Origin of the sequence: Pseudomonas sp. NBRC 111143, from assembly GCF_001320965.1 — a bacterium.
Classification (GTDB): domain Bacteria; phylum Pseudomonadota; class Gammaproteobacteria; order Pseudomonadales; family Pseudomonadaceae; genus Aquipseudomonas; species Aquipseudomonas machongensis.
Genome location: NZ_BCBT01000004.1, coordinates 1 through 11,269, shown reverse-complemented (window position 1 = coordinate 11,269; position 11,269 = coordinate 1). Strand labels below are relative to the sequence as shown.

Genomic DNA, 11,269 nt, shown 5'->3' with positions numbered 1-11,269 from the left:
TCCGCAGCCAATCGTTCCATCCGATTGCAGGGGCCGCTATCCTGACGGAACTTCTGCCTGTGCGACAGGCACAGAGTAAAGACATTTCCCTTACGCGACAGGATTCAAACCATGCACCTTCTGGTAGTCGAAGACGACGACATCGTTCGTATGCTGATGGTCGACGTGCTCGACGAATTTGGCTACACCACCATCGAGGCGCAGGACGCCACCACAGCCTTGAGGATTCTCGAGGATGGCACACAACCCCTGTCGCTGCTGATGACCGATGTCGGCCTTCCTGACATGCGCGGCGAAGCGCTGGCCGCCAAGGCCCGGGAAATCCGGCCGCTGCTGCCGGTGCTGTTCGCCAGTGGCTACGCCGAGAACGTCAATGTCCCCGAGGGCATGCACCTGATCGGCAAGCCATTCAGCATCGACCAACTGCGCGACAAGGTCGTGGAAATCCTCGGGACGCCCTGACGCGGGCCTCACCCCTCACGGCGCAAAAGGTAGGTATCCATGATCCAGCCCTTGCGCCGCCGCGCGTCCTCGCGCACTTGCACGATCTGTGACTTGACCTCCACCAGCTTGCCGGCCACCAGGATCTCGTCTGCCGTTCCCAGATAAGCCCCCCAGTAGATCGTCAGGCCCGGGTCGTCCAGCGCGGTGAACGCGCACTGTCCATCGAGCATCACCACGACGTTGTCGATCACTGCCTGCTCGGCCAGGCGCCGCGCCGGCAGTACGATCAGGGGTTCGCCAATGCGGTTCAGCGCGATCCGGTGTCGCGCGGCCAAGGCCTGGACACTGCTGATCCCAGGGATGATTTCAAGCTGCAGCGCCACCCCGCGCTCGCGCACCAGGTCAAGAATGCGCAAGGTGCTGTCATACAGCCCCGGCTCGCCCCACAACAGGAAGGCGCCGATATCGTCGGCTGCCAGTTCATCCTCGAGCATGCGGGCGTACAGGGCTGCGCGCGCGCGGTGCCAGTCCTGCACCGCACCGACATAGTCCTGGTGCTGCCCGTCCCGCCGCGGATCCTCCAGTTGCACCAGGCGATACCCACCCTCGGGGACATAGCGCTCGAGCATGAGTTTACGCAGTTGCAACAGCTCATGCTTGTCGCCACCTTTATCGAGCACGAAGAACACCGTGGCGCGGCGCAACGCGTCGACGGCCTCGAAAGTGACCTGACGGGGGTCGCCCGGGCCTATACCGATCAACAGAAGTTGCTTCATGGCATTGCCTCGCTGCCCGTACCGCCGATCATTGTTCATCGCCCAGGGGTATTTGGCAAAGTGCTTCAGAACACCGAGAAGTTGTAACTGACGATGACCCGTGTCTCGTCCATGTCACGCGCCCATCGTTCGTAGTTGCTGCGATACGTGGAGTTGCGCAGACGCACGCTGAGATCTTTGAAGGTGCCGCTCTGGACCTGGTACTTGAGTTCGCTGTCACGTTCCCATTCCTTGCCTTGGGCGCTGCTGCCCGGCACCTGGATATGATCACCGTTGATATAGCGAGTGAAGAAGCTCAAGCCAGGAATGCCCAACGCCTTGAAGTCGTAGTCATAGCGCAATTGCCAGGAACGCTCACCGGCGGCTGCGAAGTCGTTGACCTGAGCGTAATTGACCAGATAAGGGTTGCTGCCATCCAGATAAGGCATGGCGCTGTCGCCATACATGCGTTGCCAGCCGGCACTGAACTTGTGCCCGCCCAGGCTGTAGCCGAGCATGCCGCTGAACGCTCGGTGCTCGATCTCACCGGCGCGTGCGTTGCCGATATCGTCGCTCTTGATCAGGCGCACGTCCGCAGAAAGCGCGCCCACCGCCAAAGTTTGCGTGGCGACCAGCCCGAGGAAGTGCTGGCGGTAGATATTCTCGAGCTTCGACACCTGGTACTGGGCACTGAGGCGATCATTGACGCGGTAATCGACGCCCGCCAGATCGAAGTGGTCGGCCTGGATATCGCAGGCGTAACGCTTGTTCTTGCAGTGCACGCGAATATCCTGGCGATCACTGGAGTCTCGCGCGGTGTACTTGTCCAGACGGGCCACGGTGAACTTCAGGTCGCGCAACTCTTCGGACGTCAGCATTGCACCATGGAACATGGTGGGCAGCAGACGACCATCGTTGTACTTGAGCAGCGGCACGTCCGGCATCATCGCGCCATAACGCAGTACCGTCCGGGACACCTTCATCTTTGCCGCCACGCCCAGCTTGGCGTATTGATCGGCAGAATGGCGCGGGTCATGCCCACTTGAGGGCAGCAGGCCACTGTTGCTGTCGGCGGGGCTGGAATCGAGCTTGAAACCTAGCATGCCCAGCGCATCGACACCGAACCCGAGCGTGCCGTCGGTGTAGCCGGAACGGGCATCGAGAATGAAACCCTGCGCCCATTCCTCGCGCTTGGAAGCACCCTGGGCGGAACTGCTGTGGCCGTCACGAAAGTCCCGGTTGAAATAGACATTGCGCGCCTCGACCTTGGCGTGACTGTCTTCGAAAAAACCATCGGCCTGCGCACCGGCTGCCGCGCACAACAAGGACAGGCCGGCAATACTGCGGCCAGGGGCGAGAGGAAAGGGAGAGCACATGCAGGGGAACATCCAGAAGAGGCGAGAAACATGCCGATGCACTATCGGGCACACATGCCGCGAGGCACTCGACATTAAACGAAGACGACGCGCCATTTTCACGCGGGCGCTCTAGTCGGGCCATTGGACCATGGTATGAAAGCTGTTGCAGAGGTTTGGAAAGCGCACTGAGTTTGCGGTTCGTGACGCGCAGAAAGTTCCTTACTTGCCGCTAAAAGTTTGAGGTTTACCGAACACTGGGCCACGTCTACACTCTTGTTCAGCGAACAGTTTCACCCATCCGCGTGGCCGGCGTTTATTAGTGTTGCATGTTCGTCACGCCATGCCACGGCCGACTGACAGGAGTGATGAAAGTGTCCAGACTTGCAGAGTTTCGTGCGGCCGAAAAAGCACTTCAGGAGCAAATCGCGCAACTGGAGACAATGAAAAAGGACGCCAGCCTCAAACGCGAGATCGAATTCGAGCAGAAACTACTCGGGCTGATGAAAAGCTATGACAAGGGCTTGCGCGACATTGTCGCGATCCTCGACCCCAAGGGCCTGAAAGCCAGCGCGAAAACCTCGACCAGCCCCGTCAAGCAGCAACGCCGTCCGCGCGTGGTCAAGGTCTACGAGAACCCGCACACCGGCGAGCTGATCGAGACCAAGGGTGGCAACCACCGTGGCCTGAAAGCGTGGAAGGAACAGTACGGTGCGGCCACGGTGGAATCCTGGGTACGCTGATGAAACATCCACGCCTGCTTCACAGTTTTTTCACATCGGCTGGGCGAGTATCGAACCAGCTAAAGGACTAGCGACCCCATCACGCGCCCGCACATGCGGGCCTCTAATTCCAGCGCCCTGCCTTCGTGCAGGGCGCTTTCATTTGCGCAATCGCTTCACTGCCGTATCATGGCCGTCCTGTTTTCACCGTCGGCGCGGTCTGCGCCGGCCTTGTCTCTGGAGCCCCCATGAGCCTGAACGATCTGCAAACCCTGCCCGGCGTCACCGCCCAGCCCGACACCGCCACCGCAAAATTCGTCTTCAATCACACCATGCTGCGGGTCAAGGATATCGAGAAGTCGCTGGACTTCTACACCCGCGTGCTGGGCTTTCGCCTGGTAGACAAGCGCGATTTCCCCGAAGCGAAGTTCAGCCTGTACTTCCTGGCCCTGGTCGACCCGGCGCAGATTCCTGCCGATGACGCCGCACGCCACCAGTGGATGAAATCCATTCCAGGCGTGCTGGAGCTGACCCACAACCACGGCACCGAGAGCGATGCCGAGTTCGCCTACCACAACGGCAACACCGATCCGCGCGGTTTTGGCCACATCTGCATCTCGGTGCCGGACGTACGCGAGGCCTGTGCACGCTTCGAAGCGCTGGAGGTGCCCTTCCAGAAACGCCTGCAGGATGGCCGCATGAACCACCTGGCGTTCGTCAAGGATCCGGATGGCTACTGGGTCGAAGTCATCCAGCCGACCGAACTGAAGGGCTGACCGACGCAGGTCACGCTCGTCGGGGCCGGGAACTTCCGGCCCCACGCTGTGGTACATAGAGGTGAGCGCTTCCAAACCAGCACAGCGAGGTAAGGACGATGCAAACCCTTCACTGTGAGTACCGTGAGCACACCATCACCGCCAGTGTGATGCCCCACCCCGATTCTCCCCTGCCCTACGCCGCCGGCTGCCTGATCACCGACCCCGAAGGCCATACCAGCAGGCGCCTGTCGATGCCCATGAAGTTCTTCTCCGACCTGGAAAACGCCCAGCACGTTTCTCTGGCGCACGGCCGCGCCCTGGTGGACGAGCGACTGGACAAAGGGCAAAAGGTTTTCTGAGCGCACTCAAGCCATCACGGGGATCCCCGTGATGGCAACCGTTCAGGCTTCACGCGCGTAAGCGACCGCGGCCTCCACCTGCTCCACGGTCGGTCTGATGCCGGTGTACAGCACGAACTGCTCCAGCGCCTGCAGCGCAATCACGTCGAGCCCGGTGATCACCGGCTTGCCCAGTTCCTGGGCGAGAACGATCAGCGGGGTCATGGCCGGCATGGCCACCACGTCAAATACGAGTTGCGCAGCCTCGACCGCCTCATGTGGGAAGGCCAGCGCCTGCGCCTGCGGCCCGCCGGCCATGCCAATGGGGGTCACGTTGACCAGCATCGGCGGGCACAGGTCGCCCAGCTCGCGCTGCCAGCGATACCCGCAGGTGTCCGCCAGCTGCCGCCCGGCCTGCTCGTTGCGGGCAATGATCAGGCCCTCGCGGAAACCTGCGTCACGCAGCGCACTGGCCACCGCCTTGGCCATGCCGCCGCTGCCGCGCAGGGCAAAGGCGGTGGCCGGATCGACCTGGTGCGACTCCAGCAGTTGGCGCACAGCCAGGTAATCGGTGTTGTAGGCCTTCAAGTGACCGTTGGTGTTGACCAGCGTGTTCACCGACTCGATGGCTGCCGCGGAGGGATCGATCTCGTCCACCAGGGCCATGCACGCCTCTTTGTAGGGCATGGACACACCGCATCCGCGGATACCCAGGGCGCGGATGCCACCCACTGCCGCAGGCAGGTCCTGGGTGGTCATGGCCTTGTAGTAGTAGTCCAGCCCCAACTGTTGATAGAGGTGGTTGTGGAAACGCACGCCGAAAGTGCCCGGACGTCCGGCAAGGGAAATGCACAGTGTCGTGTCCCTGCTGGGTGCAATCGCCATATCTGCTCCTGTCGTTGATGACTGAATCGTTTCTGCGAGCGTACCAGACCTGACCGTCAATCGCCCCTTACACAACCTTTACCTTGCACCTGTGCTCTCTTTACCGATTTCGCGGTCTTATTGATAAGCCCCAAGTGTGGGGTTATCGCGAGGATTCATTCATGAACCGTCTCATCCCCGGAATCGCCCTGCTGGTCGGCGCACTGGCCGTCAGCGGGCAAGCAGCCGCCCATGGCGGCGGTTGGGGCCCAGGCCCTGTACTCGGTGCAGCCGTGGTCGGTGCCGTGGTCGGGGCAGCAGTATCCGGCGGCCATGACCGCACCGTCTATGTGGAGCGCCAACCGGCCTATTATCCGCCGCCTCCGGTCTATGTGCAGGCGCCACCGCCGCCGGTGTATTACCAGCCCTATGTCGTCGAGCGCTATGTACCCGCGCCGCCGCCAGTGTATCGCCGCTACTACGGCCCGCCGCCGGTGTACTACGGCCCGCCGCGCTGGTGACCTGCTCTTATCGTTGAAAAAAGTAATGACCACTATCGAGCAAGTTGATTTCAAACAGCGTCGGCTGCTGCGTAAGGTAGGGCCATGTTTCACAGGAGGTCCAACATGGCCACTATCCACATCATGTCTGTCGTCGGCAGTGCTGTCCCTGCTCCCTTGCGCGCTCAAGGCCTGCTGGCCTGCTGGTACCTGATGCGCAACGGCGAGCCGGTCAGCGGCCCTCTGGATTCCCGCGCCAAGGCTCAGGCCATGGCCGAACAGCTGCAGGCCGGCACCCTTACCGCCTGACCACCGTTTTTGTTGTCCGTTTCATGTGTTGTGCGTTGCTCCTTACGCTTCTTTCTGCCCGCCTCTGGCGGGCTTTTTTTCGCCTGTGCGAAAGCGCGGGGACCATTTGTCGCAACAGGCGGAAAAACCGATACAGCATGAAGGTTTTTTCATTTCGACGCTGGGCCTGGACGAGCAATCGACAGCCGCTGAGCCATACTCCACAATGCAGCGGTTTTCGGGGGAAACCCTTGCACAGCCAACGACATACCAACTATTAGTGAGCCTCAACGTGAAAACTTCCCTGTCCATCCTCAGCCTGCTGCTGGCGCTCACAGGAACCGCGATCCTTCCGTCGACCGCTGCTGCACAATCCCCGGCCCCGGCACAACGCGATCCTTCCAAACTGCACCTGGCTTCCGGCAGCGCCTTGCTGATCGACCTGAATACCAACAAAGAGCTGTACTCCAGCCACGCCGACCGCGTGGTGCCCATCGCCTCGGTCACCAAGCTGATGACCGCCATGGTAGTGCTCGACGCCAAGCTGCCGATGGACGAGATGCTCACCATGACCATCGCCAACAACCCTGACCTCAAGGGTGTCTTTTCCCGCGTCCGCCCCGGCAGCGAGCTGAACCGCCGCGAGACCCTGTTGATTACCCTGATGTCGTCGGAGAACCGCGCGGCCAACACCCTGGCCAACCACTATCCCGGCGGCTATGGCGCGTTCATCAAGGCGATGAACGCCAAGGCCCGCAGCCTGGGCATGACCCAGACCCGCTACGTCGAGCCGACCGGCCTGTCGACGCACAACGTCTCCACTGCCCATGACCTGGCCAAGCTGCTGATCGCCTCGCGCAACTACCCGATGCTCAGCGAGCTCTCGACCACCCGCGAGAAGACCGTAGCCTTCCGCAAACCCAATTACACCTTGGGCTTTCGCAACACCGATCATCTGGTGAACAAGAGCAACTGGGATATCAAGCTGACCAAGACCGGCTTCACCAACGAGGCGGGGCACTGCCTGGTACTGCTGACCAGGATGGACAACCGCCCGGTGGCGATGGTGATTCTCGACGCCTACGGCAAGTTCACCCACTTCGCCGATGCCGGGCGCCTGCGTCAATGGCTGGAAACCGGCTCGGCCAAGGCGGCGCCGGCGGTGGCGATGCAGTACAAGTCAGACCGCCAGAACCGCTCGCGCGTGGCGTCCGAGTAAGTCATCAGGTTCAGGGCGGCCCGTTGCGGGTCCGCCCTGCCCTCACCCTCAGGCAATGGTGCTGATCAAGTTGCCGGAGCTACTGCTGTTCAGCTTGCTCAAGGCCTGCAGCAACTGCGCGGTCGCCTGTTGGATCTGACCGCTGATGGTCGCGATTTGCGCCTGGACACCCGCCACCGCAGCCAGCTTGGCCTTCTCGTCCATCGGTTGCGCCTGAACCTCGGACAGCCGCTTCTGGGCGTCGGCCAGTTGCTTCTGCATTTGCTTGATCAGCTCACGCAACTGGCGGATGTGTGACGGCTCGCTGCTGTTGTCGCTGCTCTTGGCCTTGTCGGCCTTGTCAGACGGTGCCGGCATGGCGACCTGGGCGCCGCCAGCCGCGCTGCTGCTCTTTTCAGTGTCGCTGGCCTGGGCGGCCGTCTGCAGCGCAGACGACTGCCCATTCACGCCGGTGACATTGACACTTGTGATCCCTACCATTTCCCTTCTCCGCAAGGATTTTGACCTGACCGTTGTATCGGCCGCCAAACGCCATGCTTGAGGCTTCATGATTCCGGCAACAGGCTGCGCTCGAACAGAAAGGGGCCCACGCCTTGCGGCAGGTGCTCGTAAAGCTGTTGCGGCCGGCCCAGTCGCGGCTGATTGCGTTCGCCTGTATCACGCACCCAGCCTGCCTCCCTCAGACGCTCCAGGCGCTTGCGCAACGACGTGTTGTTCACCGGCCGCCCCAGGCACGCCTGCGCCGCACTCAACGCATCGAGCACCGTGAAACGCGTCGGCAGCAAGTACAGCGGCAGGCTGCTGTACAGGCTCTTGGCCGCCAGCCGCTCGCAGGTGCGCTGCACCAGCAGCCCGTGATCGAACGGCAACAGCACTTTGCGGGTCGACAGACTGTCGAGGTCGAAAAAGGCCAATTGCTCTGCCTCGATGGACTGCGCCGGGTCGAGCAATGCCAGGTAGTAGGTACTCAACGACCACCCGCGCGGATCACGAAAAGCGTTGCCTTCTGTACCGACCTGCTCCATGTGCCGAGGCAGAACCTGTGCCTTCTCTCGCAGCGCCCGCTCGGCCGCCGCATCCAGGCTATTGTCCGGTGTGCTGCCGTTGACGATGACACCCGGCAAGGCCCACTGGCCTCGATGCGGCTCTCGCTCGCGGCGGTGCAACAACACCTGCAACCCCTGTAAGTCCGGGGCAAGGCGCAATGCAACGATGTCCACGCTGGCCAAGACTTCAACTGCACTCATGTCGACTCCTTGTTCAATACGCCATATTCCACCAGGTGTTTTTTGTGATGCAAGCCCTAATCCCGGGAAAAGGCTGCTTGACACACTTATAATACCAGGTGAAATATATAGGCATTCCAGTGGAGGAACCTCCTGATGAAGATCGCCAGTTTCGACGTCGATGCCCAGAACGGCTTTACCGCTAACGCCCCGCAGGAGCTACCGGTACCCGGCGGCCACCTGATTGCACCGGCGCTCAATGCCATGGCCCGTCGTGCCGACCTGCGCCTGGGCAGCAAGGATGCTCACCCTGCCAATGCCGCCTGGGTGGTGAGCGATGCCGCACAGATGCTTCAGCCACTGGCATTGACCAACGCCGACCTCACCTGGGTCAGCCACTGCGTGCCCGGCACACCCGGTTTCGAACTGCTGCCCGGCCTGCCTGCCCCGATCGATTACGACTATTTCGTCTGGAAAGGCGTGGAGCCTGACTTGCACCCCTACGGCGCCTGCTACCACGACCTGGCCGAGCACCGCTCCACCGGGGTCATCGAGTACCTCAAGGTTCACGCCGTCGAGGTCGTGCTGGTCGGCGGCCTGGCTTTGGATTACTGCGTGCGCACCACCGCGCTGCAACTGAACCGCGCCGGATTCCAGGTGCTGCTCTACCTGCCCGCCTGCCGGGCACTGAGCGACGCCGGCGCCAAAGCTGCCTGCAGCGAACTGGCTGCCGCCGGGGTAGTACTGTGCGCCAATGAGGAAGAGCTGGACCGCCAGCTCGCACTGTTCAAGGAGCTTCGCCCATGAGCGACGACGTTTTTGCCCCACGGATCATCCAGAACCTGCTGGATACCGACTTCTACAAGATCACCATGATGCAGGCGGTGCTGCACAACTACCCCAACGCCGAGGTGGAGTGGGAGCTGCGCTGCCGCAACGACGAAGACCTGTCGCCCTACCTTGCCGAAATCCGCTACCAGATCGAACAGTTGGCCGAGGTCTCGGTGACCCACGACCAGCTCGCCTACCTGGAAAAAATCCCCTTCATCAAGCCGGACTTCATCCGTTTCCTCAGCCTGTTTCGCTTCAACCTGCGTTATGTCCAGGTCGGACTGGACGATGCCGGACAACTGGCGATCCGTATTCGCGGCCCCTGGCTGCACGTGATCCTCTATGAAATCCCGTTACTGGCAATCATTTGCGAGGTGCGTAATCGCTACCGCTATCGCGAAGTGACGATGGCACAGGTGGGCGAGCGCCTGTACCAGAAACTCGACTGGCTCAAGGCGCACGCCAGCAGCGATGAGCTGGCGGGGTTCCAGCTCGCTGACTTCGGTACCCGCCGACGCTTCTCCTATCCCGTACAGGATCAGGTGGTGCATATCCTCAAACGCGACTTCCCCGGGCGTTTCGTCGGCACCAGCAATGTCCACCTGGCCCGAGAATACGAACTCAAACCCATCGGTACCATGGCCCACGAATGGTTCATGGCCCACCAGCAGCTCGGCCCGCGCCTGGTCGATAGCCAGGTTGCAGCGCTGGAGTGCTGGGTGCGTGAATACCGAGGGTTGCTCGGCATCGCCCTGACCGACTGCATCGGCATGGACGCCTTCGTGAAGGACTTCGACCTGTATTTCGGCAAGCTCTTCGATGGCCTTCGCCACGACTCCGGCGATCCACTGGCCTGGGCGGAAAAAGCCATTGCCCACTATGAGCGCCTGGGCATCGACCCGCTGAGCAAGACCTTGATCTTCTCCGACGGCCTGGATTTCGCCAAGGCACTGCAGCTCTACCGCGCGCTGCACGGGCGGATCAACGTCAGCTTCGGCATCGGCACGAACTTGACCTGTGACATTCCTGGGGTGACGCCGATGAACGTGGTGATCAAGATGACCGCCTGCAACGGAGCCCCTGTCGCGAAGATCTCCGACAGCCCTGGCAAGACGCAGTGCCGGGACGAAAATTTCGTCGCCTACCTGCGCCATGTGTTCAAGGTCCCCGCCTGAGCCATCGTGCACTGGCAATTGCCCAAGCGCCGAATCTTTGCCTCTCCCCCTCGTTGCCGCGCGCAATTGTCGGTATGGTGTTGTCAAAGAAGGATGTTTTACCCGCACAGGAAAGACTTAGATGCCCCAACGCAATGTCATCAACGCCTCCGTCAGCCCCAAAGGCAGCCTGGAGACGCTGTCGCAACGTGAAGTCCAGCAACTGAGCGAAGTCGGTACCGGCAGTCTCTACACCCTGTTCCGCCAGTGCGCCCTGGCAATCCTCAACACCGGCGCCCATGTCGACAATGCCAAGACCATCCTCGAGGCCTACAAGGACTTCGAGGTGCGCATCCACCAGCAAGATCGCGGCGTGCGCCTGGAATTGCTCAATGCCCCGGCCGACGCCTTCGTCGATGGCGAAATGATCGCCAGCACCCGCGAAATGCTGTTCAGCGCCCTGCGTGACATCGTCTACACCGAAAGCGAGCTGGCCAGCCAACGCATCGACCTGGAAAGCTCCCAGGGCATCACCGACTACGTATTCCACCTGCTGCGCAACGCACGCACCCTGCGTCCGGGCGTGGAGCCGAAGATGGTGGTGTGCTGGGGCGGTCACTCGATCAGCAGCGAGGAATACCAGTACACCAAGAAAGTCGGCCATGAACTGGGCCTGCGCAAGCTGGACGTCTGCACTGGTTGCGGCCCGGGCGTCATGAAGGGCCCGATGAAGGGCGCCACCATCGCCCACGCCAAGCAGCGCATGCACGGCAGCCGCTACCTGGGCCTGACCGAACCGGGCATCATCGCTGCCG

General features: G+C 61.6%; 15 protein-coding genes. 10 read left to right on the top strand and 5 right to left on the bottom strand.

Annotated elements, in window-relative coordinates; translation table 11 throughout:
* Positions 1–111 precede the first annotated feature (111 nt).
* The gene (locus tag APH44_RS03315) at positions 112–462 is read left to right on the top strand and encodes a response regulator (protein WP_054891273.1); all 351 of its coding nucleotides are present in this window, start codon (positions 112–114) and stop codon (positions 460–462) included.
* An 8-nt stretch (positions 463–470) separates the two neighbouring features.
* Here APH44_RS03315 and cobF read toward each other — a convergent pair whose 3' ends face one another.
* Both cobF and APH44_RS03305 read right to left on the bottom strand, forming a co-directional pair.
* Positions 471–1,220: a precorrin-6A synthase (deacetylating) gene (gene cobF / locus APH44_RS03310; protein ID WP_054891272.1), complete on the bottom strand. Its 750-nt coding sequence runs from the start codon at positions 1,218–1,220 to the stop codon at positions 471–473.
* A gap of 65 nt (positions 1,221–1,285) precedes the next feature.
* Positions 1,286–2,575: an OprD family porin gene (locus APH44_RS03305; RefSeq protein WP_054891271.1), complete on the bottom strand. Its 1,290-nt coding sequence runs from the start codon at positions 2,573–2,575 to the stop codon at positions 1,286–1,288.
* A gap of 353 nt (positions 2,576–2,928) precedes the next feature.
* Here APH44_RS03305 and APH44_RS03300 point away from each other — a divergent pair, with 353 nt between their 5' ends.
* From APH44_RS03300 to APH44_RS03290, 3 genes are all read left to right on the top strand, one after another.
* A complete protein-coding gene (locus APH44_RS03300; protein ID WP_054891428.1) occupies positions 2,929–3,297 on the top strand; it encodes a histone-like nucleoid-structuring protein, MvaT/MvaU family in 369 nt (122 codons plus the stop codon).
* 227 nt (positions 3,298–3,524) lie between these two features.
* On the top strand, positions 3,525–4,052 hold the full coding sequence (gene gloA / locus APH44_RS03295) for a lactoylglutathione lyase (RefSeq protein ID WP_054891270.1): 528 nt from the start codon (positions 3,525–3,527) through the stop codon (positions 4,050–4,052).
* Between the two features lie 98 nt (positions 4,053–4,150).
* Entirely contained in the window at positions 4,151–4,393 is a 243-nt protein-coding gene (locus tag APH44_RS03290) for a hypothetical protein (RefSeq protein WP_054891269.1), read from the top strand.
* Between the two features lie 42 nt (positions 4,394–4,435).
* On the opposite strand, the gene APH44_RS03285 is transcribed toward APH44_RS03290, so the two are convergent.
* Positions 4,436–5,257 carry a shikimate 5-dehydrogenase gene (locus APH44_RS03285; protein WP_054891268.1) on the bottom strand — a complete coding sequence of 274 codons (822 nt, stop codon included), beginning with the start codon at positions 5,255–5,257 and terminating at the stop codon, positions 4,436–4,438.
* Positions 5,258–5,418: 161 nt separating this feature from the next.
* Here APH44_RS03285 and APH44_RS03280 point away from each other — a divergent pair, with 161 nt between their 5' ends.
* The 3 genes from APH44_RS03280 to pbpG all read left to right on the top strand — a co-directional run bounded on the left by APH44_RS03280 (position 5,419) and on the right by pbpG (position 7,243).
* Positions 5,419–5,757, top strand: a complete 339-nt coding sequence (locus APH44_RS03280; RefSeq protein WP_054891267.1) for a hypothetical protein — start codon at positions 5,419–5,421, stop codon at positions 5,755–5,757.
* 105 nt (positions 5,758–5,862) lie between these two features.
* Complete coding sequence (locus APH44_RS03275; protein ID WP_054891266.1) at positions 5,863–6,045, top strand: hypothetical protein; 183 nt, start codon at positions 5,863–5,865, stop codon at positions 6,043–6,045.
* Between the two features lie 271 nt (positions 6,046–6,316).
* Positions 6,317–7,243, top strand: a complete 927-nt coding sequence (gene pbpG, locus APH44_RS03270; RefSeq protein WP_226938311.1) for a D-alanyl-D-alanine endopeptidase — start codon at positions 6,317–6,319, stop codon at positions 7,241–7,243.
* Between the two features lie 48 nt (positions 7,244–7,291).
* Here the strand turns inward: pbpG and APH44_RS03265 are convergent, their stop codons facing one another.
* Both APH44_RS03265 and APH44_RS03260 read right to left on the bottom strand, forming a co-directional pair.
* Positions 7,292–7,723: a hypothetical protein gene (locus APH44_RS03265; protein ID WP_054891264.1), complete on the bottom strand. Its 432-nt coding sequence runs from the start codon at positions 7,721–7,723 to the stop codon at positions 7,292–7,294.
* Between the two features lie 65 nt (positions 7,724–7,788).
* Complete coding sequence (locus tag APH44_RS03260) at positions 7,789–8,490, bottom strand: NUDIX domain-containing protein (protein ID WP_054891263.1); 702 nt, start codon at positions 8,488–8,490, stop codon at positions 7,789–7,791.
* A gap of 135 nt (positions 8,491–8,625) precedes the next feature.
* Between APH44_RS03260 and APH44_RS03255 the strand changes: the two genes are divergently transcribed.
* The 3 genes from APH44_RS03255 to APH44_RS03245 form a co-directional block, all read left to right on the top strand.
* Entirely contained in the window at positions 8,626–9,276 is a 651-nt protein-coding gene (locus APH44_RS03255) for a nicotinamidase (protein WP_054891262.1), read from the top strand.
* Positions 9,273–10,475 carry a nicotinate phosphoribosyltransferase gene (pncB, locus tag APH44_RS03250; RefSeq protein WP_054891261.1) on the top strand — a complete coding sequence of 401 codons (1,203 nt, stop codon included), beginning with the start codon at positions 9,273–9,275 and terminating at the stop codon, positions 10,473–10,475. The genes APH44_RS03255 and pncB overlap by 4 nt, the downstream gene beginning before the upstream one ends.
* A 121-nt stretch (positions 10,476–10,596) precedes the next feature.
* The coding region (locus tag APH44_RS03245) for a pyrimidine/purine nucleosidase domain-containing protein (protein WP_156343716.1) at positions 10,597–11,269 on the top strand (673 nt) is incomplete at its 3' end.